This is a genomic window from Thiothrix litoralis, assembly GCF_017901135.1.
In the GTDB taxonomy this organism is placed as follows: Bacteria; Pseudomonadota; Gammaproteobacteria; order Thiotrichales; family Thiotrichaceae; genus Thiothrix; species Thiothrix litoralis.
Genome location: NZ_CP072801.1, coordinates 1,295,711 through 1,319,574, shown reverse-complemented (window position 1 = coordinate 1,319,574; position 23,864 = coordinate 1,295,711). Strand labels below are relative to the sequence as shown.

The following is a 23,864-nucleotide window of genomic DNA, read 5'->3' as shown; positions in this document are numbered from 1 at the left end:
GCTTGATCAGGTTGCGCGGCAAACCCCGTCCTTCAGGTCGGGGAGGATAGCGCGGGTGGCGAAGCCGCCCTATGTTCGGTAGTTTTGTCGGATAATCCGCGCAGTTTAACGCAGAATACCCACTCAAGCCGCTCTTGTTTAGCTACACTCCGAAGATGCAACGACACCAAGCCTTCAAATACGAACTCATGCCCAATGGTGAAACACAGCGTCAACTGCGCCGTTTTGCTGGGTCATGCCGCTTCGTTTACAACAAGGCATTAGCGTTGCAGCAAGCCAATCATGAAGCGGGTGAAAATTCATCGGTTACGTCGCAATGGCCAAGCATCTGACAGCATGGCGTAACGGCACAGAAACCCCTTGGCTGAAAGATGCCCCCGTTCATCCCCTGCAACACGCACTCAAAGACCTCGACAAGGCTTACCAAAACTTTTTCGCCAAACGTGCCGACTTCCCCCGCTTCAAACGCAAAGGCAGTGGTGATAGCTTCCGTTACCCCGACCCCAAACAAATCAAGCTCGACCCAGGCAGTAGCCGAATTTTTCTGCCGAAACTGGGCTGGATACGCTACCTCAACAGCCGCGATGTCACGGTTTCCAGCAAGGGCAGCCAATGGTTTGTCAGCATCCAAACTCAGCGGGAAGTGGAAAAAATCGCCTCTCAAGCCACGACAGCCATCGGCATCGACCTGGGTATAGCCCGTTTTGCCACGTTCTCCGACGGTACGTACCTCGAACCGCGCAACAGCTTCAAAACTAAAGCCGCCAAACTCGCCAAATACCAACGGCGCATGGCGCACAAACAAAAGTTCAGCAACAACTGGAAAAAAGCCCAAGTTAAAGTTCAAAAAATTCACCCGCAAATCGCCAACGCCCGCCGCGATTTCCTGCACAAGGCGACGACCACGCTCAGCCAAAACCACGCGTTCGTGTTCATCGAAGATTTGCAGGTACGAAATATGTCGAAGTCAGCGGCAGGCACGGCAGAAAACCCCGGCAAGAACGTTGTCCAGAAATCTGGCTTAAACAAAGCCATTCTCGACCAAGGCTGGGGTGAATTTCGACGGCAACTCGACTACAAGATGGTATGGAAAGGCGGCATGTTGTTCACTGTGCCACCGCATTACACCAGTCAGGAATGCCCCGAATGTCACCATGTAGCGGCGGACAATCGTCAGACGCAAGCGCGGTTTGTGTGTGTGCAATGTCACTATGAAAATCACGCCGATCATGTCGGCGCGATCAATGTTTTAGAGCGGGGATACCGCTTGTTAGCCTGTGGAGATGCGGCCTTAAGCCGCTCTGTGAAGCAGGAACCCGCCGAAGTCAGTCAGCTATCTAGCTGAATGCAGTAGGAATCCCCTTCCTTTAGGGAGGGGAGGATGTCAAGCAAAACTATTGTTTGATTTGTGAAAATTTCGCCAATGCCCGTTCGCGGCTAGCCTTTAAGTCCATGATCGGCGAGGGATAATCCCGTGTCTGTAATTCTGGTATCCACCGCCGGATGTATTCACCGTCAGGATCAAACGTCTGCCCTTGCAGGGTCGGGTTGAAAATGCGGAAATACGGTGCGGCATCCGCCCCGCAACCGGCTACCCACTGCCACCCGAGTACATTGCTGGCAAGATCAGCATCCACCAGCGTATCCCGGAACCACTGTTCCCCCACCTGCCACGGCACCAGCAAGTTTTTGGTGAGCAATGATGCCACGATCATGCGTACCCGATTGTGCATCCAACCGGTTTGCCAGAGTTCGCGCATCCCCGCATCAATGATGGGAAAGCCGGTTTGCCCACGTTGCCAGCGTTCCAATACGTCGGTGTAATCGTCTGCCCACGGAAAGTGGTCGAAACGCGCATCCAGCGCCCGTTCGACGGTGTGCGGAAAGTGGTACAGCAGGTAATACGCAAATTCCCGCCAGCCAATTTCCTGCATAAAATGGCGTAAACCATTTTCCGCGCCGGGCTGTTCTGCCAAATGCCGCTCGGTATGGTAAACCGCTTGGCGGGGGCTGATTTCACCGAAATGCAGATGGGGGGAAAGCCGGGCAGTGCCGGGTTGAGCGGGGAAATTACGCGCCTCCTTGTAAGCACCGCCATGTGTTGGCAAGAAATCGTGCAACTTTTGCATGGCAGCTTCTTCACCGACTTGCCAGTGCGCCATCATGCCGGTGTCCCAACGGATATGCGGCAGCAAACCCAGTGTTTCCAGTGGCAGGCTTTCTGGTTGCAAGGGGAGGGCGGGAATGCGTTCCGGCAGGGGTAGGGGCAAATGCTGGATGCCGTGTTTCAACATGGCTTTCCAGAAAGGGGTGAAGACTTTGTAGGGTGTGCTATCGGCTTTGAGCACTTCCCACGGTTCATTGAGCAGGCTGGCGTTGAAGCTGTGGACAGCACAGCTTGGCTTGAGAGCTTCCTTGAGGTGCTTGTCGCGGGCGAGGCTTTGCGGGTCGTATACCCGGTTCCAATACACATGGGTTGCGCCGGTGGTGGCGATCAGTTTTTGCAAGATCGGCAGTGCTGCGCCTTGTTGTAAGGTCAGGCGGTTTCCTATGGCTTGCAAGCGTGTATCCAGGTCTTGCAAACTGTGGTGTAACCATGCGCGACTGGCGGCGCCCAATTGGCTGACAGAAGTGGGCAACGGGTCGTCAATGAAGAGCGGGATAATGTGGTCGCAGGTACGGCAGGCATGGTACAAGGCTGGGTTATCAGCAAGGCGCAGGTCTTGCCGCAGCCAAACGATGGCGGTTGTCATGGAGCCTTACCCGGTATGAGCAGGGTTTGATCCATGAAACGGCAAACCTCGCTTAAGTCAGTTGGTAGCCTTTGAATCAAGGCGTGTTCCTGCGTTTCTGGCGTCTGTTCTTCTTGAGTGCCTGACAGGAAAACACGGATATTGGTCATGTTTACCAAGGCGTGCAAAGCGCTGGTAATGCTACCGTGTTGGGGAAGCAGTAAAGCATCAAATATTACCCGCCCGATTATCAGGGGTAGGTGATCCAGTTGGGTTTTTGTCCCCAGCAAGCTGACCTGATAACCGTGTTGGCTGAGCACATTGGCGAGCAATAGCGTTTCGAGTTGTGCCTCATGACCACAGGTATTGGCGAGCAAGATGTGCTTGCCTGTGGCGCGGCCATTGTGTTGCAAATAGCGTGAACCCAGCTTGGCACACAGGAATTCATGCAAGAACGCGTAATCCGCATGGGTGGAGGGCAGCACGCCCTGTTGTTGCCAAAGCTGTTGGTGGAGTGGCAGCAATAATTTTTTGGCGACCAGTTCCAACGAATACAGCGAAACGGCCTCGTTAAACACTTGTTCGAGTGAGCGGGCATCGAGTTTATGGATCCAGCGTTGGAACAGGGTGCAGTAATGCCGCCAAGGGTCATCGGTTTGCGCCGTTTTTGCTGGGTGCAACAGAGTTAAGTGGTTATTGCTGTCGATGACATCCCGGACACGGCTAACAGGAATGCCTTGATCAAGCAACACCAGCACTTGCTTTACCCGTTCAACGTCCTGCTGGCTGTAAAGGCGGTGGCCTTTGGGAGTGCGGCGCGGTTTTAGCAAACCGTAACGGCGTTCCCACGCCCGCAAGGTAACGGTGTTAACACCCGTCTGTTCAGAAACAGTGCCAATCGGAAAAAGCGCGGTATTGTCATTCCCGTCAGGGTCAGTGTTAAAATTCATAGGTTTTGTAACGGCCTTGTACAGTAATCATCTAACTATAGGTGATTACCTGAAACTGGAACAGTATTCCCATGAAAATTATGGGCATCAAAAAAGCCGCCTTGTTAGAGCGGCTTTTTTAGAGAGTACGGGTGAGCCGAATTAACGACCGAACAGCTTGCTTGCCAGACCAATAGCGCCAGATACGCCACCAACTGAATCCAGCAGACTGTTCAAATCCAATGAACCGCTTGGGGATGCCTTGTCGACTACTTCAGGAACAGCCGCTTGCAAACCGCTAACCGCTTGATCAGGGCTAATACCCAGTTGCTGGGCGAAAGCAGCGATTTTGTCTTGCCCGAACATTTGGGTTACTTGGTTACCGGAAGGCTGGGCATTAGCGCCATTGCCTAACCAGGAAGCTGCCAGTGATGCCAAACCAGAGTCACCACCACCTTGCATACCGGAAATCATGGAGGCCAAGCCGCCCAAACCACCAGCCTGTGCCTGATTTTGACCGCCACCCATCAGACCCATCATGGCTGAAGCGATTTCAGTCATTTCCAGTTGGCCGTCGCCATCTTTATCCAGTTGGCTTTTGAACAACTGTACAGCGATTTGCATCATATCCATGTGTGAATGTACCTTTGGTTAGATATTTTTAGGAATGCGGATTTTCTGACCGGGGAAGATTTTGTCAGCATCTTTGATGACTTCACGGTTTACTTCCACAATCTTGGTGTACTTAGCACCGTTGCCATAAGCATTTTCAGCAATTTTCCACAAAGTGTCGCCTTTGACGATAACATAAAACTCATCGTCTCCACCAACTTGGCTGCCATCGGCAATAGTCATGCCATCAGCTTTGACTTCCTGAATACCCATAGCGTTGCCTGCCATCAAGACAGCTTTTTCCAGCGCCTCAGCGGACTGTGCCTGACCGGTCAACGTGGCAACGCCATCTTTGACTTCAACTTGCAGGCCATCGACACCGGGGTTGTCTTCATTGATGTGCTGTGTTAATGCCGTAGGGGCTTCCTCTTCCTTGCCAAAAATTTTCTTGCCAATGTTTCTGGCAAAATCAAACAGTCCCATCTTGTTTTCTCCTATGGTTTACGTATGAATGGATCTCCACACGTAGTATAGACGCTATTCAGCCAAAATTAGCAACTGGCCTGACGGTCAGTCGGAAAATCTGATGTAAAGGTTCATGCCAAAGAACAGGTTTACGTCAGGAATGTGCCAAACTTAACGAGGCGCTGCTGCCAGTAACTTTTGCTGAGGCTGTCAAGGGTGACTTTGCCGCCACCGGATGCAGCGTTAATGAAATCACCGCGTCCGATGTAGATGCCTACATGGTTGATAGTGCTGCCACTGGTGCGGAAGAAGATCAGGTCGCCGGGGCGCATTTCTTCAAAGCTGATGGTGCGGCTGGCTTTGCTTTGTTCGAGTGCCGTGCGGGGCAAGGTGATGCCTTGGGCATTTTTATAGACGTACTGCGTCAAGCCACTGCAATCAAAGCCTTCGCGGGGTGTTTCACCGCCGTAGGTGTAACGTACTCCTAGTGCTTGATGTGCATGTGCCAGCAAGGCACGTCTTGCCGGTGCGTCGGCTGGTTCGGTCTGTTGGGATAAGGGTTGGTATGGCTGGGAATAGGCAGGTGGTGACATTCCTTGGGTATTATAGCGAGCAAAATACGGTCTTGGTTCCCCTTGGTAAGCCCCCGGAACCGTGTGGTTCCAATAAGGGTATTGTGCTGTTTGTGGGTAATAAGCCACAGGCGCACAGCCCCCTAGAAATACCGCTGCTGTACCCATCAGCATCGATGCTTTAATTTTGCCCATCATCATATGCCCTGTTTTTTTGTTATGCATTTAGAACTTAAAGGCTATTCTATAAGTTTAAAACTGAATGCACGCAAACAAAACCCGACCAAACATGACGCTTGGTCGGGTTTTCACAGGGATCAGAGTTTTCTACCAGTTAGTGCCGAAACTTTTATCGGATTCATTGCCCAGTTTGGGCAAATCAGCCAAGTTGTGGATAGTGCTCAAGGGGCCATCCGGGAACAATTGGTACAAATATTTGCGCCCACCCTGTCGCAGGAATTCTTCCTGCATCATGTCGGCAAGGGCGCGGGCATTTTGGCAGTCGTCGCAGTGCTCGTAGAAGTCCAGCACAAAATTGACTACATCCATATGGGCATCGGTCAGAGTAATACCGCGTTCGGCGGCATTTTTACTGATTAGATCGTAAACACGGTCGACTTTTAAGTTGGGAAGTGGGGCACGCATAACCGCATGGGCACGTGGGAACATTTCATCCAGGGAAACATCGCTAAACATCATGGTGTAATCCTCCTGTTGAGTTTTTATGGCGATAGTAAACCTTTCGTATCTCTAGTGGTGTGGTTTAGAGCCTTTATATATATCTAAAATAATATTTCATAGTGCTAAAGTCAAGTTACCGGGTTGGCTTTCAGCAATTCTCATTTTGCCCCTCACCCAATAAAATGGCGTAAACTAAACCTATCCCATTGAGATCTGTTCCGGGAGGTGAAGTCGATGAGCTACCCAACCGTTACTGCTGCTGCGCTAACCGCACCGCTCACCTTTGCGGGTATCGTGGAGCAATTGCGCGATACATTCCGCGCCTTCCCCGACTGCCGCAAACCCGGCAATAATACCCGCTATACCTTGGAGGATGCGGGTTTGAGTGCCTTTTCGGTGTTTTTCATGCAGTGTGCGTCCTTTCTGGAGTACCAGCGGCGCATGGTGGAGAACCAAGAGCGGAGTAATGCACAGACGTTGTTCGGTGTTCATGCCATTCCCTGCGACAATCAAATTCGCCATTTGCTGGATAGCGTGCCGCCGTCAGCCGTTGCGCCTGCTTACCGTTATCTTTTCAATGGGTTGCAACAGAATGGTTATTTGGATAAGTGGCGGGTGCATGACTACGGTTATTTGTTGGCACTGGATGGGACACAGCATTTTTCGTCATCCCACATCCATTGTGAGCAGTGTTTGACGAAGACGCATCACAACGGGACAGTCACCTACTCACACCAAGTGCTGACCCCGATTTTAACAGCACCCGATAAACCGCAGGTGATCCCGTTACCGCCAGAGTTCATCAGCCGCCAAGATGGGCAAACCAAGCAAGATTGTGAAATCAACGCCGCTAAACGCTGGCTGGCTCAGTGGGGCGCGGATTACATCCCGCTGGGCATCACGTTTCTGGGGGATGATTTGTATTGTCACCAGCCCTTTTGCCAAGCAGTCCTGGACGCTGGCGCACAGTTCATTTTCAACTGCAAACCCACGTCCCACACGACCTTATATGAAGAGTTGGAAGGGCTAGAGAAAATCGGCGCGATACGCACCCATCTTGTACAGCGGCGGATGGGAAAGCATTCTGTCACGGATACCTACCGTTTTGCGACGCAGATGCCCTTACGTGATGGGGACGATGCCCTGCGTGTCAACTGGTTCAGTCTCACGAGTGTGCGTGATGATGGTAAGTGCTTATACCATAACGATTTCGCCACCTCTCACCCTATCACCACCGGCAAGGTCGTCGATCTTGTGAAGGCTGGGAGGTGTCGCTGGAAGATTGAGAACGAAAACAACAACACCCTGAAAACCAAAGGCTACCACTTTGAACACAACTTCGGGCATGGGCAGCAACACCTCGCCAACTTGTTGGCCGCATTAGTGTTATTGGCTTATCTCGTCCATACCGTGATTGACTTGATGGATGAGCGTTTCCGAACGTTACTTCAGAAAATGGGGTCACGCGAACGCTTGTTCGATGACATCAATACGCTCACGACCTTTTTGTGCTTCAAAAGTTGGACGGCTCTGCTGGATTTTATGCTCGTCGGCTTAGAGCGGCGGCATCAAGCGGATGAGATTGAGCAGTGGGTGGTAAAATGAGAATTGCTGGTTGGCTTTATGATCGTTGGCAAGAAATTTTGATGGCAACGAGGTATTCTGTATCTGCTTAACTGTGTGGAGTATCCAATGCCTATGAGCACTTCCCAACCTGCATTCAGCAGCCTGACACTGGCGGCTTACGGCTGGTCACCAGCCAACTGGCAAGCAATGTTTTACCCGGATGATTTGCCACCAGATTGGCAGACTTCCTATTACGCCAACGAATTCATCAGGATTTTATTACCCGCTAGTGATTGGGAAGCATCATTGGCGAAAGCAGCGCTCTGGGCAGCAGAAACCGGGCAGGATTTTGGCTTCTATCTGGAAATTACCACCAGCTTATTGCAGGCACGGCACTGGCAACAGGTAAAAGCAGGCGCTGACATGCATTTGAGCAGTCAGGTATTGGGGCTGTTGGTGGATGCAGAAGCACTGCCCTTATTGCCGCTGGATTGGTCAGAACGTTTCCCCGTGCATGTGCGGCATCTGGGGCAATGGCTGGCAGCAATGCCAAGTGGTGCAGAGGCACAAATTGGCTTGTTACAGGCGACGCAGGCGTTTTCCCCACCCGCCTTGCGTGAAGTGTTTGAAGAAATCCAGCAACAGACCGCGCATCGGGATGTGATCCTGTTTCTGGATACGCCGTGGGCAACACTGGAACAATTGCGCCTGATGCAACAATTGTACGGAGTTTAAGTAGGGCTTTGTCTAGCGGTAATAATAGCCCGGATTCGACCGATAAGGGTCGGGCAGCCGTTGGCGTGGCTGGTATTGTTGGTACTGCTGGTAATTCCCGCCCTGTTGCATCATTTGTTCAAAGACTCCCTCTTTGTCCATGAAATAGCCCAGACCGCCCAGCAAGCTAATACCCAACAGTGCGGCAAACACGATTTTGACTACGCTGTAAGGCCGTTCGCCTTGGGTTTTACCGTTACGCCCGTTGATGACAAAACGGTACGTTTCGCCGTTATAACGGAAGGCAGCAGACCAGACTGGCAGCAAGACATGTTTGAAGGTGGTGGCTGCATGTTGGGTTTCCAGACTGTTTACCCGTTGCTGATCCCCACCAATGTCGCTAAGGATGGCGTGATAAATACGGCTATCCATGATGCCGCGAGCTTGCTCAAAGCCTTCATCCAGATCGACCTGATAAATTTCGCTTTGAAAACCGCTCAGGTAACTCTCGTTGTAAGGCACAAGATTGGGTAAATCCCACGGTTCCAGCCGGTCAAGAATAGCGCGGGGCAGGGTACGGGTCGCACCGACTAACACATCATCAAAGAATAGCCTTACCCGCCCACTGACAGGCGTCCAGCGGATACGGGGTACATTCTGCACTTGTTGGCGGGGTTGTCCGTTGACAATGACCGTGACCATTTGGCGTTCGTAGTAAATGACGCCGCGTTCACCCCGGTAATAGCTGTCGGTATGGCTGTCATATGTCCAGTAAGGGATGTAAATGCCCAGCAGTTTTTCGTCACGCTTGGCTTTATCCTTCAAAGCAGAAGGGGCAAACCACAAGCCGCCAATCCATTTATCGAAGGCTGCGTGTGCAGCTTTGTCGGTTATCAGGAAGGGTAGCAGCGACTTGGGCTGAAACAAGCGGGTCTGTTCTGTCCCGGTCACGACCGGTGTACCGCAAAATGGGCAATCACCGGCATGATTATTTTGTTTTAGCTCAAACGTGGCGGCGCAGTTGGGGCATTTGATGACCTGAGTACTATCCAGTGGGCGCAATTTGCCCTGCTGTACGGCACGTAATGCTTGCTCAAAACTGTATTCACGAATTTCCTGATGGCTTTGGTGAATGCTATTTTGATGCCCACAATAGGTGCACGTGAGTGTCTGTGTACCTGGTTGGTAAACCAGATCGGCCCCGCACTCTTCACAAGGAAAGTGTTGCTGATTAGTGTCGTTATCCGCCATTTAAGCCTGCGTTGTTATTCTGTAGGGTGAGGAGGTGCTGAAGGTGGAATAGGTGGCGGTGTTTGCCCCGCAAACAAGCCACTGAGTGCGCTGGTTTGCCCCGCAGCTTGCCAGTTCGCCATACCTGCCTGCCAGACCAATGTGGTCGCCGTCAATTGCCCGTTTTGCGCCATTTGCTGCAATTGCTGAAGCCCCAAGGGCCCTCTGGATTCTTGCCCGATGGCCACATGCCAACCGCTATCCGGTAATGGCGGCGGGGTGGCTGCTGCGGGTTTGTTCAATGCTTCTGCCATTTTGTTGGCGACAGCAAAACCCATGCCCATGTCCAGTGCACTGTTGGAACCACCGTTGCCAATACCTTGTGCCGTTTGGTATTGCAGGTATTTGTCGAGATTGCCGATCATGCCCATGCTGGTACGCTTGTCGAGGGCGTCCTCCACTTCGCTGGGCAGGGAGATGTTTTCCACCAGAATATTGGTTAATTTCAGGCCATAAGCGGCGTATTCAGGGGCGATTTTTTGGGTAACGAACTGTCCCAGTTGTTCGTAGTTGGCGGCCATGTCCAATATCGGAATATTGGCGCTGGCAACCACGCTGCTGAAGCGGGTCACGATCATATTACGCAACTGATCGCTGATTTCATCGACGGTGAAATGCCCATCCGTCCCCATGATTTCTTGCATGAATTTGCGGGCATCGTCAATCCGCACCCCATACGTACCAAATGCCCGTACCCGTACCCCACCGAATTCGCTGTCACGGATCATGACTGGGTTGCGCGTGCCCCATTTCAGGTTGGTGAACTGCTTGGTGTTGAAGAAGTAAACTTCCGCTTTGAACGGGCTGTTAAAGCCGTGATCCCAGTGTTGCAGGGTGGAAAGCAGCGGCAGGTTCTGGGTTTCCAGCACATACATGCCGGGGGTGAGGATGTCGGCAACCTCGCCTTCGTTGACGAAAATCGCTACCTGCGATTCGCGCACGGTGAGTTTTGCGCCGAACTTGATTTCATTGCCGTGGCGCTCGAAGCGGTAGACCATGGTGTCGCTGCTGTCATCGGTCCAGTCGATGACATCAACGAATTCACCCATCAGTTTGTCCCATAATCCCATGATTTATACTCCTTGGCGTGGGCTGTCGGCCTTGGCTTTGGCTGCTGTCAGGGCGTGACGCAGATCGCTTTCCATGACCTTGATTTCTTCCTCGGCTTTGGCACGCATGGCTTTACCTTCATCGGCAATGCGCAGCGAGTCGTTGATGGTTTCGATCAGGGTCTGGTTGGCTTTTTTGACGGATTCGATGTCGAATACGCCGCGTTCCATTTGCTTGCGGGTTTCAGCATTGCCCATGCGCAGGGTTTCAGCGTTCTTTTCCAGCAATTCGTTGGTGAGGTCAGAAGCCTTTTTCACCACTTCTGCGGCGTCGCTCATGCGGAAAATGGTGACGGCTTGCGCCAACTGGTTTTTCCACAAGGGAACCGTATTGATCAGGGTGGAGTTGATCTTGTTGATCAGGGTTTTGTCGTTTTCCTGAACCAGACGGATGCTGGGCAGGCTTTGCATGGCTACCTGACGGGTGAGGCGCAGGTCGTAAACGCGGCGTTCGAGGTCATCGCGGGAGCTGCGCAGGTCACGCAGGTTTTGTGCGAGGATCATGTCTTCCGTGTTGGCTTCGGCTTTGGCTACCAGTGCGGGGATGTCGGTGCTTTCCAGACGGCGCAGTTTTTCTTCACCCGCAGCAATATAGGCTTCCAGATTGTGGAAGAAATCCAGATTGGCTTCGTAGAGTTTGTCGAGGGTCACTACATCGGTTAGCAATTGGGTTTTGTGGCCTTCCATTTCGTCGCTGATGGCGTCGATTTGCTTGCGGACTTCTTCGTACTGATTGAGGAATTCGACTACAGGCTTGGCTTTGCCAATGAGTTTTTCCCACCAGCTTGGCTCGTCATTGGGGTTGAGGGAGTCAATGTCGAAGCCTTTAATGGCAACGACCATATTGGTCAGGGATGTGCCTGCGGAACCAATGTCCTTGTTTTTGACGCCATTGAGCATTTTTTCGGAAATGGTGGTCATCTGCTCTTGGGTTTTGGTGCCAAAGAACATGATGCTGCTGCGGTCGTTCATGTCGATTTCCGCGATGATGCTTTCGAGTTTGTTTTTGTTGGCATCATCAGCTTGTTCGTAAGCAACCAGTTCAGTCGTGACTTCCGGCAGGGTGGCAAGTTCAGTGCCGGGGATCACCGCTGGAGCGGTTTGAACGGCTGTTGTCGTTTCTGTTTCATTCATGGTGATCTTCTCCTTGGGTATTGGGGGTATCAGAGGACGCCTTCGCGCTTGAGTTGGGTTTCTAGCACTTCTATTTGTACGTCCAGATCGAAATGGTTGTCTTCGAGTAGTTTGGTTTGTTGTTCGTCAAACGTCTGTTCTATCGAATCCAGCACGCGCCTGAAATTGGTTTCTAGCGCAACTGCCTTATCTTCCTGATGAGTGCGTGCATAGCCTTCGGTGACACGCTGAGTGCCATCCAGATAGACTTTGAGGAATTTGCGGGCGCGAGATAAACGGGTCGGGTCATCCTCGATATTGTCGAGGACTTCACGCGCCTTGCTGGTGATGCGTTGCAGGCGGGCGTTGAATTCCGGGTTAGGAATTTGGCGGCGGGCGCGTTCAATCGCGTCGATTTTGATGTTGGCGGCATCCAGCGCGTCGAGTACTTCTTCGATGGTGACGCCGATGGAGATGTTGCCTGCCTTATCCTTACGTGGGTCTAGCCCGTAGTAGAGGGCAAAACCGAGGAAAGTTACTGCACCGATTAGTGCAGAGGACAAAACTTCTTTCATGGCGAAATCAGAAATCCACCAAGCTAATATACCTGTAGTGATGCTGATAATCAGTGCGGCAACTGTTTTGAATGGGGTGGAGGGCGCACGGGCAATCTTGCGCCGTTCATACTCACCCTGTAAGCGGAAACCGCGCCGGGCGACGCTCGCACCCACCATGAAGGCTGCAAATATTCCGCCTGTGACCAAGGTATCCATGACATCACCTCGCATCAATGAACCGATGGCGGTAATCAGGGAGGGGAGAGGGAGTAAGTAAAGCAGGATACCCTTGATGCCGTAACGGACGTTATGGATAGTGGGTTCGTAGCGTTTGGCAGCCGACTTGACCGTTATTGTCATGGTGTCTCCAGCTTAGAAGAGAGGGGGAAATAGGTGAAAAATAGATAGCACGCTGACGCCGCCAACCGTGACCACCAAAAGAATAAACCCAACTGTCTTTTGTAATGCATAAGCCATTGCGCTTTGTCCTCCTTTTTATAATCAGTGCTAAGTGTAGCGTGTATATGAGGTGATAGCCCATTCTATTCAAGCATGATGCTTAGAAAAAGATTTTATTTATGAACGGAAGCTGTATAATGGGATATAAGTTTGTGTCAGAACGAAAAAAAAGCGAGCAACATGATGCCCGCTTTTTGGAAAGGTAACTCAAGAACGCCGAAGAAATTGAAGACTTCGGTAGTGAATGCAGGCAAACCCCCTGTTTGCGAGCTTGCATTCGGTTCTCTTGCCTCACCTCAACCAGCTCCCCAATAAAAATGGCCGGTTGTAAGGGTCAGTTTGAGAAAGTTAACTTCAGCGTGCCGTCATCCCGAATCTCTTATGCCATTGAGTGTCAGAACGGCGGAACAAGCTTATTTTTTATTTCAGATACATCTGACGACGAAATCGTTACCACAAACCCCAAGTTCGCGATTCCTGCTGAAGTTGTGGCTATAATAAGCCCGAATCACTGAATCGAACCTGAATTGTTGGCTTATTTTTTGTTCTATAGGAATAAGGCTGGATCGACTGCCTCACCATTCAAATACACCGACCAGTGCAAGTGAGGGCCGGTTGCCCGCCCGGTACTGCCTACCTGCCCGATAATATCCCCTTGTTGCACCCTGTCACCGGCTTCTACATTTATTTTACTCAGGTGTGCGTACATGCTGATCACGCCGTCGCCGTGATCAATGTAGACCGTGTTGCCGCTGAAAAAGAGATCATCGGTGTGTAATACTCGCCCAGTAGCGGTGGCTTTGACGGAGGTTCCACTGGCGGCGGCGATGTCCATGCCACTGTGCGGACTACGGGGTTGATTGTTAATAAAGCGTTTCAGGCCGAAACGTCCGGTATCTCGTCCCGGAACAGGCTTGATGAAATCGAGTTGCGCCTCACCCTCGGTGAAGTGCGTTTTGATTTGTTGTTGTATGGCTTGTTCCTGAATGATGCGCTGGCTGGATTCATCGTCCGGGTCGACCTTGTTTTTGTCTCTGATGGTAATGCGCTGGGTTTTGTATTGCTTGGCTTGTATCTGGAAAGGGATAGATCCTGTTGAAGTGTCCAGTTGTTGAGTGCCTGCGTCTGCATCGAGGGGAATGCCGACAACCGCGACCCATTCAGAATCCAGTGGCACGACCGTTACCCGCTTACCTGCATACTGTACAATGGGCGCTTTGCCTGAGAGTGGCGCGACTGGAATGATGGTAAGGCCGCCCGGTACAGGGTTGGCGTGTGGGAAAGCCAGCAGGTTCGCAGAATAAAACGCCATGCTTAATAGTAACCATTTTTTCATTTTTATTGACTCAATCAAGTTGGTACGAAATAGATCATGAAGCATACCATAGCTGCCAAGCGAATGCGGGATATTCAGCCCTTCCATGTGATGGCTTTGTTGGCTGAGGCACGTCAACGCGAAGCCGCTGGGCAAGACATTATTCACATGGAGGTAGGGGAGCCGGACTTTCCAACCCCAGCACCTATTGTGGAAGCCGGTATCCGTGCTTTGCAGTCAGGGCAAACTAAATACACCGCAGCACGGGGTTTGCCGCAGCTACGTGAGGCAATTGCTGCTTACTATGCTAGCCGTTTTGGGGTGAACATTTCACCTGAGCGCATCCTGATTACGCCGGGTGCATCGGGCGCGTTGCAACTGGTATTGGGGGCGCTATTGAATCCGGGCGATGAGGTGTTGATGACCGACCCCGGCTACCCCTGTAACCGTCACTTTGTGCGCTTGTTTGAAGGCAAGGCAACCGCTATTCCAGTGGATGCAACGACTGACTATCAACTGAGCCGTGCACACGTTCAGGAACATTGGAATACAGCTACTAAGGCTGTTTTGTTGGCAACACCCGCGAATCCAACCGGGACAGTCTTGACCTTGCCGCAATTGGCAGACATTCATGCCGCCATCCAGCAACGTGGCGGGGAATTGATTGTGGATGAAATTTATCAAGGGCTGACGTATGGCATTCCTGATACCACAGCGCTGTCGGTAGACCCTGATAACTTGTGGGTCATCAACAGCTTTTCCAAATATTTCGGCATGACAGGTTGGCGCTTGGGCTGGGTAGTTGCCCCGGAATGGGCTGTGGAAACACTGGATCGTTTGGCACAAAACATTTTTCTGGCGGCATCCACCCCGGCGCAATACGCGGCATTGGCAGCGTTTACACCAGAAGCCTTGGCCATCATGGCAGCACAACGCCAGGAATTGCAGCAGCGGCGGGATTTTTTGCTGCCTGCCTTGCGGGAACTGGGCTTTGCGGTGCGTACTGAGCCGCAAGGAGCTTTTTATCTGTATGCAGGTTCAGAACGTTTCGGTGAGGATGCACAGCGTTTGTGTCGGGATATGCTGGATCAAACAGGTGTGGTATTCACGCCGGGAATCGACTTTGGCAGCCATCAGGCAAGCACGCATGTACGCTTTGCTTATACCACGGGCGTGGCGCGACTGGAGCAGGCAGTGGAACGTCTTGCCCACTACCTGCCGCGTTGAGTTAACTGCCGAATGAATTACAGTTTTTCAGGTCGCCCGATTTCAGGCCACGCTGAAACCATTCCATGCGTTGTGTGGATGAGCCGTGCGTAAAGGAATCGGGGTTGATACGTCGCCCGGACATGCGTTGTAGGCGGTCATCGCCAATAGCACCTGCGGCATTGATGGCTTCTTCAATATCACCTTCTTCCAATACATTGAATTGTTTGTGGGCATGGTGTGCCCACACCCCAGCGTAACAGTCTGCTTGCAGTTCCAGTGCTACTGACAAGCCATTGCTATCGCTTTTGCTGGCACGGGCTTGCAGGTTGGTAACTTTATCGGTCGTGCCCATCAGGTTCTGGACGTGATGACCGATTTCATGCCCCAGGACATACGCTTGGGCAAAATCACCGGATGCCCCCAGATTCTGGAGTTCGCGAAAAAAGCCGAGGTCGATGTAAACCTTCTGGTCGCCGGGGCAGTAAAACGGGCCAGTGGCTGAGCTGGAATAGCCGCAAACGGAATCCGTGCCGTCTTCAAACAGCACCAGTTTCGGCTCTACGTAGCGCCCACCAAGCTGGCGGAATACTGGGTTCCAGACATCTTCGGTCGAAGCCAGTACCGAGGAGGCAAATTGCCCCAACTCGTCTTGGGGTGCGCCAGTAGACACGGTTTGAGTACTGCCACCAAACCCACCGAGGATGGTATTTGCCCCGCCGACCAGCCCAAGCACCTGGATCGGGTTAAAACCCATGTACCAGCCAATCAGGACGGCGGCGACGGTGCCGAGCAGGCCGATTTTCATTCTACCACCCCCGCTCTTCCCACCCCGTCGATCTTCCACATTGCTGCTTTGCCGTCCTGTTCTCCAACGCATTTTGATTCTCCATAAAAATATTCGCAGGAATTATTTCGCCTTTTACTGAACTAAAGCTAATTGTATTACATCTGTCAACTTATAAATGGCTACAGCGTTAATACACTGGAGTCTCCGGTATTGGCAGGGGAAAGAGGGGCGCTCAAAGGAATATGATGAGAATGGCGGCATTGATAACCGATCATAACGAGCGGTTGGAGAGAGATTCGCACAAGGATGATGGTTTGGATGATACGACACGCTTGGACACCTTCCTGCGGGAAGTGAGTCGGCGTGCCTTCGTGGTCGCACGTCTGGCAACTCATGATGAAGATGAGGCAATGGATATTGTGCAGGATGCGATGTTCAAACTGGTGCAAAAATACGCTGGAAGTCCTCATGGTGAATGGGGTGCATTGTTTCATACCATTCTGCACAGCAGGATTAACGATTGGCATCGTCGCCAGAAAGTGCGTAACCGTTGGCGGGTGTTTTTTTCGAAAAATGATGATGAGGATAATTCTGCACCCGAAGATCAAGTCGCTCAAACCCAGTTTTTGGAGCCAGAGCGCCAATTGCTACAAGACGAAATGAGTGTTTTGGTGCAAGAGGCGGTCGGGCAGTTGCCATTACGTCAGCAGCAAGCCTTATTATTGCGTGGTTGGGAAGGGTACGACATTGCAGAAACGGCCAAAATCATGAAGTGCTCCGCAGGGAGTGTAAAAACACATTACTCAAGGGCTATCCACAGTTTGCGGGAAAAACTGGGAGATCATTAATGACAAACATGACACAAGAGATGACTGAACGTTTAGTGATGGGGGTCGTCAAGCAGGGGATGGAACATTCAGTCTTAAACTTGGACTGGCAGACACAAGCCAAATTGACGCGCTTACATTTACAGGCACTGGATCAGCTTGATCCTTCGTCTGCTGGTTTTAGTTTTTCATCGCTTGCGCGGGGGTTTGCCGTTGCAACCGCTGTTACATTGGCAGCAACCTTTTGGCTGTTGCCAGATAGGGGGGGTAGGCATCCGGGGGTGTTGGCATTGTCCAGTGATACCCTGACGGATGCGTCAGCAGCAAATTTGGATGTTAGCGTTATGGATGTCCTGATGTCCGGTGAAGACATGGATTTGCTGGAAAATCTGGATATGTATGAATGGCTCGATGCTGAATATGGTTAGTTCTTAATCTCAAGGAGATAGTGATGATAGGGAAAGGATTCCTGTGGAATATTATATTTTGGGTGTCGTTAAGCGGGGTAGTGCCTGTGGCTGCCGCCGAGACGGCTGATGATATTGCAACAATGCTCACATGGTGGGATGAAGTTGGCAGCGATTGGGAAAAAGCTGAAGCCTTCATTGAATTTGCCGGTACGGATAAAGAGTACCAGTTGGCAAGTAACACGGTGGAGAGCAGTGATGAACAGCAGCAGCAATAACTGTCGTTTTATCGGTTTTCTAGTAGCGTTATTGACGGCGTGGACGCTACTGTTGGCAAGTGGGAGCGTGATGGCAGGATCAGTCAAGTGGGAGGCATTGAGCAACACTGAACAGTCTGTATTGAAGGCTTTTCAGGGGGAATGGGGATCCTTGCCGGATAAAACCCAAAGTGCTCTACGCCGCTGGGCAGCCAAACCCGCCGCAGAGCGGGCGAAGATCAAGCAGCGCTTCGGGGATTGGAAGCGGCTTTCCCAATCGCAACAACAGAATGTTGTCAAACAGTTGAAACGTTACCGGGCAATGTCGGCCGAGCAGAAAGCCCGCATCAGGCAATGGCATGAATGGGTTAAAAAGTTGCCGGAAGCAGAGCGTAAAAAATTACGTGAGCAGTGGTCAGGCATGAATGATGCAGAGCGTAGGGCTTACATGAAAGCGTTGCAGGGAAAATACGGGAAGCGCTAGTTCGTTCTATTAAATAAATGGATTTCCTGAGTTTATACCGAATTATTTGTGAAAGATTCAGGTTCCATTCAGGTTAAGTTTTGATCAATTTTTTTTATAAATTCATAAGTTGCTTAAAAAACAATGGCTTATTTGCTCCGTTAAGTTTGCGTTAAGGTCTTTTCGTTGGTGTGGATTTGTGCTAATGTGTATACATAATAATCTTTAGAGCGCTCATTCAATTGGGGTAAAACTTACTCATACTGACGCAGCGGTGCGAGTATTTATTTTTGTTAATGCTGAAAATACCTGAAGGTGCTTGCACCTTTATAAAAAAGGAGTCTCAGGAATGTCAAGACCACAGACCCATGTACGTAGTCAGAAAGTGATGCCCTTAGTATCAGATGAGGTGTCGGATGTTGATACATTGGATGCTGCTGAGCTGGAAGATGATCTTGAGGATGACAGTAGCGATGACCTGTCTGATACAGATGAAGACGTAGCCATCGTCAAAGTTACTACGGGAGCAGCGGCTTTTTCGGGCGACATTGATGCCACGCAAATGTACCTGCGGGAAATCGAATTTTCTCCGTTGTTAACCCCCGAAGAAGAAGTTTTGTATGGTCGTCTTGCCCGTCAGGGTGATGAATTCGGCCGGAAGAAAATGATTACCTGCAATTTGCGGCTGGTGGTAAAAATTGCCCGCCGCTATATGGGACGTGGTTTGCCTTTGCCTGATTTGATTGAAGAGGGTAATCTGGGGTTGATTCATGCCGTAGAAAAATTTGACCCGGAGCGCGGCTTCCGTTTTTCAACGTATGCGACTTGGTGGATTCGTCAAAATATTGAACGTGCCTTGATGAACCAGACCCGCACCATCCGTCTGCCCATTCACGTCAATAAAGAATTGAATGCGTACATGCGCAAGATGCGGGAAATGACCCAAAAGCTGGGTTATGAGCCTTCACTGCCTGAAGTGGCGGAAGCACTCGATAAACCGGTTGAAGTATTGCGTAAGCTGCTGGATTTCAACGAACGGATTACCTCGCTGGATGTGACGGTGGGAAAAGATAGTGATAGCCCGCTGGTCGATTTTGTCAGCGCGGAAACCAGCGATGAGCCTGACAGTAAGCTGGAAGATGAAGACATTACCCAATCCGTGGACAACTGGTTAGGTCAGCTTGAATTCAAGCAAAAAGAAGTGATTGTGCGTCGTTTCGGGTTGCATGGTCATGAACGCGCCACACTGGAACAGGTGGGTGAAGCATTGGGTTTGACCCGCGAACGGGTACGCCAGATTCAGATGGATGCACTCAAGCGCTTGCGCCGGATTCTCGAAAACAAGGGTCTGTCCGGCGAGAACCTGTTAGGTATTCACTAAACCAGAAAAAATGCCGCCGCCACGCGCCTTGCCTCAGACAACAATACATTATAAGTTCGGCAGGCAGCAGCGGTTGTCATGACTTCAAAACCAACACCATGTTCTACCAAAGCCTTCCAGGTTTCTGGTGTGGGGAAATGCTGATTCTCCCCCGTACCAATCAAAATAACCTCTGCCCCAATGTCGAACAAGGCTTGCAAATGTTCGGGTTGTAACGTCTGGATGGACTGGGGTTGCCAGTCGCTAATCAGGGCTTGCGGCCCAATCAGGAAGCTGTTGGTCAGCTTGTCCTGATTCACACGAACCCAGCCTTTGTCATAACCAGTGATGCGGTAACTGGCTCCACCCATGTCTTCACTAAACTTCATTTCCGCTCCCGTAGCCTTTTCTGTAATTGACAGTCTGCATGGTGAATTGTAATGTGGCTGGCATTAGCAATCAGGACATTCAGAACCGTGCAAGACGATTTTCAAAGAATAAACCGGCTTCCAACCTACGTGTTCAAAATCACGGACGCTCTCAAGCGGGAAGCACGTGCCAAGGGCGAAGATATTATCGACTTTGGGATGGGCAACCCTGACCAGCCGACGCCTAAACACATTGTAGACAAATTGGTGGAGGCGGCGCAACGCAGCGACACGCACCGTTATTCGATGTCGCGTGGCATTCCGCGTTTACGCAAGGCTATCAGCAATTGGTACAAGCGCAAATTTGACGTGGATATTGACCCGGAAACCGAGGCCATTGTCACCATCGGCTCGAAAGAAGGCTTGGCGCATTTGGCGCTGGCGACACTGAGCCGTGGCGACACGGTACTTGTTCCCAACCCGGCGTACCCAATCCATCCCTATGGCAGCATTATTGCAGACGCAGATATTCGCCACGTGCCCTTGGTGGAAGGCAAAGATTTCTTTGCGGAACTGGAAGCAGCAATCAAGAATTCTTGGCCAAAACCCAAGATGCTGATCATCAATTTCCCCGCCAACCCGACCGGGCAGTGCGTGGATTTGGAGTTCTTCGAGCGCGTGATCAAGGTTGCCAAAGAGCATGATGTCTGGGTTATCCATGACATTGCTTACGGTGAAATCTGTTTCGATGGCTATGAAGCACCGTCGATTCTGCAAGTGCCGGGTGCGAAAGACATTGCTGTGGAATTCTATTCCCTGTCCAAAACCTATAATATGCCCGGTTGGCGCGTAGGTTTCATGTGCGGCAACCCAGTATTGGTGAAAGCGCTGGAACGTATCAAGTCGTATCTCGACTACGGCATGTTTGCGCCGATCCAAATTGCTGCGATTGCTGCGCTGGAAGGGCCACAAGATTGCGTCAAGGAAATCAGCGGAATGTATGAAAGCCGCCGCAATGTATTATGCGATGGTTTGAATGCAGCCGGTTGGGCGGTTGAACGCCCCAAGGCCAGCATGTTCGTCTGGGCTAAAATCCCTGAACACTACGCGGCGATGGGTTCGCTGGAATTCGCTAAAAAATTGTTAAAAGAGGCACAAGTTGCCGTATCGCCGGGGATTGGTTTCGGTGAATACGGTGACGACCATGTGCGTTTCAGCCTGATCGAAAACGAACACCGTACCCGTCAGGCTATTCGCAATATCAAACAAATGTTTCGTAAAGATCAAGGTTTAAAGGAGTGAGCATGGATCCCGTCAAGGTTGGCCTGCTGGGGCTGGGGACTGTCGGTGGCGGTACTGCCATTGTGTTGAAGCGTAACGCGGAAGAAATCGCCCGCCGTGCTGGTCGCGGCATTGTGATTGATTATGCCGCCAACCTTGACCTCAGCCGTGCTGAAGAGCTGGGTTTGGGCAGTGTGCGCCTGACGCAAGACGCCTTCGAGGTGGTTAACGACCCGGATATTCAGATCGTGGTTGAACTCATCGGCGGCTATACCGTAGCACGCGACTTGGTGTTGCAGGCTATCCGTAACGGCAAACACGTCGTCACGGCTAATAAGGCACTGATTGCGCTGCACGGCAACGAGATTTTCGCGGCTGCACAAGAGCAGGGCGTTGTAGTGGCGTTTGAAGCCGCCGTTGCGGGTGGTATTCCGGTGATCAAGGCCGTGCGTGAAGGCTTGGCTGCTAATCGTATTGAATGGCTGGCGGGCATCATCAACGGCACGGGTAACTTCATCCTGACTGAAATGCGCGACAAAGGCCGTGCGTTTGCCGATGTATTGGCTGAAGCACAAGCGTTGGGCTATGCCGAAGCTGACCCGACCTTCGACGTGGAAGGCATTGATGCTGGTCATAAGCTGACCATTTTGTCTTCCATCGCGTTTGGTATTCCGCTGCAATTCAAGCAAACCTATACCGAAGGCATCACCAAAATCACTGCTGAAGACGTGACCTATGCCACTGAGCTGGGTTATCGCATCAAGCATTTGGGGATTGCACGACGCACACCTAAAGGCATCGAACAGCGCGTACACCCGACCCTGATTCCACACCGCCGTCTGATTGCGAATGTGGACGGGGTAATGAATGCGGTATTGGTGCAAGGCGATGCAGTCGGCCCAACGCTGTATTACGGCGCAGGCGCAGGCGCTGAACCCACCGCTTCCGCCGTGATTGCCGATCTGGTCGACGTGACCCGTGCGTTGACGGCTGACCCGGAAAACCGTGTGCCGCATTTGGCCTTCCAGTCTGGTCAGCTTGCCGATACGGTTATCCTACCGATTGAAGAAGTGGAAACGGCGTTCTACCTGCGTATGTGTGCGCTGGATCGCCCCGGTGTGTTGGCGGATGTGACCCGAATTCTGGGTGATCGCCACATCAGTATCGAAGCCTTCATCCAGAAAGAACCGAGCAGCGGCGTGGACAAGGTGGACATCATCATGCTGACCCAGCGGGTACGCGAAGGCAATATGAACGAAGCGATTGCGGCGATTGAAGCGCTGGAGGCTATCTGTAGCAGCGTTACCCGTATCCGTGTAGAGACTTTGGGCTGAGACTATGAAATACCTGTCAACTCGCGGGCAATCGCCTGCGCAATCTTTCAGTGAAATCCTGCTGGGCGGCCTTGCGCCGGATGGCGGGCTGTATTTGCCGGAAACGTACCCGCATTTCAGTGCCGATGATTTAAGCCGGATGCGCGGCATGAATTACCGCGAACTGGCGTTTGAAGTGTTGTCGCGCTTTGCGACCGACATTCCGGCAGATGACCTGAAAGCCATTATCGACAAAACCTACACGGCAGACGTTTACTGCAATGTGCGCGAAGGTGAAAACGCGGAAGACATTACCCCGCTGCATACGCTGGAACCCAATCTGCATTTGCTGTGCTTGTCGAATGGCCCGACCATTGCCTTCAAGGACATGGCCATGCAGTTGCTTGGTAATTTGTTCGAGTACGTGCTGGACAAGGCGGGGCAGGATATCAATATTCTGGGGGCAACCTCAGGTGATACCGGCTCTTCCGCTGAATACGCGATGCGTGGCAAGCACAACGTGAATGTGTTCATGTTGTCACCACACGGCAAGATGAGCCGTTTCCAGACTGCGCAAATGTTCAGCCTGCAAGACGCGAATATTTTCAATATCGCCGTCAAGGGTGTGTTTGATGATTGTCAGGACATCGTGAAAGCGGTTTCCAATGATCATGCGTTTAAGGCAGCCAATAAAATTGGGGCGGTCAATTCGATCAACTGGGGGCGAGTAGCGGCACAAATTGTGTACTACTTCAAAGGCTACTTTGCGGCGACTGCCGACAATAGTCAGCAAGTGAGTTTTGCAGTGCCTTCCGGCAATTTCGGTAATGTGTGTGCCGGGCATATTGCGCGGATGATGGGCTTGCCGATCAAGCATTTGCTGGTTGCCACCAATGAAAACGATGTGCTGGATGAGTTTTTCCGTACCGGGGTTTATCGCCCGCGTGGTTCGGCGAATACTTACCACACTAGCAGCCCGTCGATGGATATTTCCAAAGCCTCCAACTTTGAGCGTTTCGTGTTTGATCTGGTCGGGCGTGATGGTGACAAAGTGCGTGGCCTGTGGACGGAAGTCGACAAGGGCGGAGCATTTGATTTGAATGCGGAAGGCTTATTGGCCAAAGTACCTGAGTTTGGTTTCCAGTCAGGGGCAAGCTCTCATGCCCATCGCATGGAGACTATCCGTCATACATGGGAAACCTATGGGGTGATGATCGACACGCATACCGCCGATGGTCTGAAGGTGGCGCTGGAACAGCGTGAGGCCGATGTGCCGATGTTGGTACTGGAAACGGCTTTACCTGCTAAATTCGAGGATTCTATCCGCGAAGCCTTGGGGCGTGACCCGGTGCGGCCTGCAAGTATGCAAGATCTGGAAAGCCTGCCACAGCGTTTTGTGGTGATGGATGCCGATGCGGAGGCTATCAAACGCTTCCTGGTCGAAAAAACCGCGTGAAATAACAAAAAAGGGCGTATTC

The 23,864-nt window shown here is 51.6% G+C and carries 26 protein-coding genes; 13 read left to right on the top strand and 13 right to left on the bottom strand.

From position 1 onward, the window contains the following. The first annotated feature begins 155 nt into the window (after nt 1-155). Nucleotides 156-332: a helix-turn-helix domain-containing protein gene (locus J9253_RS06315; RefSeq protein WP_210222949.1), complete on the top strand. Its 177-nt coding sequence runs from the start codon at nt 156-158 to the stop codon at nt 330-332. Further along, complete coding sequence (locus J9253_RS06310; RefSeq protein WP_210222950.1) at nt 317-1,345, top strand: RNA-guided endonuclease InsQ/TnpB family protein; 1,029 nt, start codon at nt 317-319, stop codon at nt 1,343-1,345. The genes J9253_RS06315 and J9253_RS06310 overlap by 16 nt, the downstream gene beginning before the upstream one ends. Before the next feature lie 49 nt (nt 1,346-1,394). Here J9253_RS06310 and J9253_RS06305 read toward each other — a convergent pair whose 3' ends face one another. From J9253_RS06305 to J9253_RS06280, 6 genes are all read right to left on the bottom strand, one after another. Then, entirely contained in the window at nt 1,395-2,753 is a 1,359-nt protein-coding gene (locus J9253_RS06305) for a cryptochrome/photolyase family protein (protein ID WP_210223807.1), read from the bottom strand. Continuing rightward, nucleotides 2,750-3,682 carry a MerR family transcriptional regulator gene (locus tag J9253_RS06300; protein WP_210223806.1) on the bottom strand — a complete coding sequence of 311 codons (933 nt, stop codon included), beginning with the start codon at nt 3,680-3,682 and terminating at the stop codon, nt 2,750-2,752. Before J9253_RS06300 ends, J9253_RS06305 begins: the two co-directional genes overlap by 4 nt. A 141-nt stretch (nt 3,683-3,823) precedes the next feature. Further along, nucleotides 3,824-4,294 carry a YidB family protein gene (locus J9253_RS06295; protein WP_210223805.1) on the bottom strand — a complete coding sequence of 157 codons (471 nt, stop codon included), beginning with the start codon at nt 4,292-4,294 and terminating at the stop codon, nt 3,824-3,826. A gap of 18 nt (nt 4,295-4,312) precedes the next feature. Then, nucleotides 4,313-4,756: a peptidoglycan-binding protein LysM gene (gene lysM, locus J9253_RS06290; protein ID WP_210223804.1), complete on the bottom strand. Its 444-nt coding sequence runs from the start codon at nt 4,754-4,756 to the stop codon at nt 4,313-4,315. A 131-nt stretch (nt 4,757-4,887) separates the two neighbouring features. Beyond that, nucleotides 4,888-5,535, bottom strand: coding sequence for a C40 family peptidase (locus J9253_RS06285; RefSeq protein ID WP_210223803.1), 648 nt, complete (start codon nt 5,533-5,535; stop codon nt 4,888-4,890). 102 nt (nt 5,536-5,637) lie between these two features. Further along, nucleotides 5,638-6,009, bottom strand: a complete 372-nt coding sequence (locus J9253_RS06280) for a TusE/DsrC/DsvC family sulfur relay protein (RefSeq protein WP_210223802.1) — start codon at nt 6,007-6,009, stop codon at nt 5,638-5,640. 216 nt (nt 6,010-6,225) lie between these two features. On the opposite strand from J9253_RS06280, the gene J9253_RS06275 reads away from it, so the two are divergent. Continuing rightward, the gene (locus J9253_RS06275; protein ID WP_407701772.1) at nt 6,226-7,596 is read left to right on the top strand and encodes an ISNCY family transposase; all 1,371 of its coding nucleotides are present in this window, start codon (nt 6,226-6,228) and stop codon (nt 7,594-7,596) included. A gap of 87 nt (nt 7,597-7,683) precedes the next feature. Beyond that, nucleotides 7,684-8,292: a hypothetical protein gene (locus tag J9253_RS06270; RefSeq protein WP_210223801.1), complete on the top strand. Its 609-nt coding sequence runs from the start codon at nt 7,684-7,686 to the stop codon at nt 8,290-8,292. A 12-nt stretch (nt 8,293-8,304) separates the two neighbouring features. On the opposite strand, the gene J9253_RS06265 is transcribed toward J9253_RS06270, so the two are convergent. The 5 genes from J9253_RS06265 to J9253_RS21225 form a co-directional block, all read right to left on the bottom strand. Beyond that, entirely contained in the window at nt 8,305-9,522 is a 1,218-nt protein-coding gene (locus tag J9253_RS06265; protein WP_210223800.1) for a primosomal protein N' (replication factor Y) - superfamily II helicase, read from the bottom strand. 14 nt (nt 9,523-9,536) lie between these two features. Further along, nucleotides 9,537-10,631 (bottom strand): SPFH domain-containing protein, encoded by a 1,095-nt coding sequence (locus tag J9253_RS06260; protein WP_210223799.1) that lies wholly within the window; start codon nt 10,629-10,631, stop codon nt 9,537-9,539. 3 nt (nt 10,632-10,634) lie between these two features. Continuing rightward, nucleotides 10,635-11,804, bottom strand: coding sequence for a toxic anion resistance protein (locus J9253_RS06255; RefSeq protein WP_210223798.1), 1,170 nt, complete (start codon nt 11,802-11,804; stop codon nt 10,635-10,637). 29 nt (nt 11,805-11,833) lie between these two features. Continuing rightward, entirely contained in the window at nt 11,834-12,700 is an 867-nt protein-coding gene (locus tag J9253_RS06250) for a 5-bromo-4-chloroindolyl phosphate hydrolysis family protein (RefSeq protein WP_210223797.1), read from the bottom strand. Between the two features lie 646 nt (nt 12,701-13,346). After that, nucleotides 13,347-14,135 carry a peptidoglycan DD-metalloendopeptidase family protein gene (locus tag J9253_RS21225; RefSeq protein ID WP_210223796.1) on the bottom strand — a complete coding sequence of 263 codons (789 nt, stop codon included), beginning with the start codon at nt 14,133-14,135 and terminating at the stop codon, nt 13,347-13,349. Between the two features lie 36 nt (nt 14,136-14,171). Between J9253_RS21225 and J9253_RS06240 the strand changes: the two genes are divergently transcribed. After that, nucleotides 14,172-15,341, top strand: a complete 1,170-nt coding sequence (locus J9253_RS06240; protein ID WP_210223795.1) for a pyridoxal phosphate-dependent aminotransferase — start codon at nt 14,172-14,174, stop codon at nt 15,339-15,341. Nucleotide 15,342: 1 nt separating this feature from the next. Here J9253_RS06240 and ypfJ read toward each other — a convergent pair whose 3' ends face one another. Beyond that, nucleotides 15,343-16,200: a KPN_02809 family neutral zinc metallopeptidase gene (gene ypfJ, locus J9253_RS06235; protein ID WP_210223794.1), complete on the bottom strand. Its 858-nt coding sequence runs from the start codon at nt 16,198-16,200 to the stop codon at nt 15,343-15,345. A 161-nt stretch (nt 16,201-16,361) separates the two neighbouring features. Between ypfJ and J9253_RS06230 the strand changes: the two genes are divergently transcribed. The 5 genes from J9253_RS06230 to rpoS all read left to right on the top strand — a co-directional run bounded on the left by J9253_RS06230 (nt 16,362) and on the right by rpoS (nt 19,445). Further along, on the top strand, nt 16,362-16,958 hold the full coding sequence (locus J9253_RS06230; RefSeq protein ID WP_228291518.1) for an RNA polymerase sigma factor: 597 nt from the start codon (nt 16,362-16,364) through the stop codon (nt 16,956-16,958). After that, nucleotides 16,958-17,365, top strand: coding sequence for a hypothetical protein (locus tag J9253_RS06225; protein ID WP_210223793.1), 408 nt, complete (start codon nt 16,958-16,960; stop codon nt 17,363-17,365). The genes J9253_RS06230 and J9253_RS06225 overlap by 1 nt, the downstream gene beginning before the upstream one ends. 23 nt (nt 17,366-17,388) lie before the next feature. Beyond that, entirely contained in the window at nt 17,389-17,622 is a 234-nt protein-coding gene (locus J9253_RS06220) for a hypothetical protein (protein WP_210223792.1), read from the top strand. Then, nucleotides 17,603-18,085, top strand: coding sequence for a DUF3106 domain-containing protein (locus tag J9253_RS06215; protein ID WP_210223791.1), 483 nt, complete (start codon nt 17,603-17,605; stop codon nt 18,083-18,085). The genes J9253_RS06220 and J9253_RS06215 overlap by 20 nt, the downstream gene beginning before the upstream one ends. A 328-nt stretch (nt 18,086-18,413) precedes the next feature. Then, nucleotides 18,414-19,445, top strand: coding sequence for an RNA polymerase sigma factor RpoS (rpoS, locus tag J9253_RS06210; protein WP_456121744.1), 1,032 nt, complete (start codon nt 18,414-18,416; stop codon nt 19,443-19,445). Here the strand turns inward: rpoS and J9253_RS06205 are convergent. Then, nucleotides 19,442-19,813: an Mth938-like domain-containing protein gene (locus J9253_RS06205; RefSeq protein WP_210223790.1), complete on the bottom strand. Its 372-nt coding sequence runs from the start codon at nt 19,811-19,813 to the stop codon at nt 19,442-19,444. The two genes, rpoS and J9253_RS06205, sit on opposite strands and share 4 nt — an antisense overlap. 87 nt (nt 19,814-19,900) lie before the next feature. Between J9253_RS06205 and alaC the strand changes: the two genes are divergently transcribed. The 3 genes from alaC to thrC are packed head-to-tail and all read left to right on the top strand — an operon-like array spanning nt 19,901 to nt 23,842. Beyond that, entirely contained in the window at nt 19,901-21,094 is a 1,194-nt protein-coding gene (gene alaC / locus J9253_RS06200) for an alanine transaminase (protein WP_210223789.1), read from the top strand. Nucleotides 21,095-21,096: 2 nt separating this feature from the next. Further along, nucleotides 21,097-22,407: a homoserine dehydrogenase gene (locus J9253_RS06195; protein ID WP_028489059.1), complete on the top strand. Its 1,311-nt coding sequence runs from the start codon at nt 21,097-21,099 to the stop codon at nt 22,405-22,407. A 4-nt stretch (nt 22,408-22,411) separates the two neighbouring features. Beyond that, entirely contained in the window at nt 22,412-23,842 is a 1,431-nt protein-coding gene (thrC, locus tag J9253_RS06190) for a threonine synthase (RefSeq protein WP_210223788.1), read from the top strand. Nucleotides 23,843-23,864: the final 22 nt, after the last annotated feature.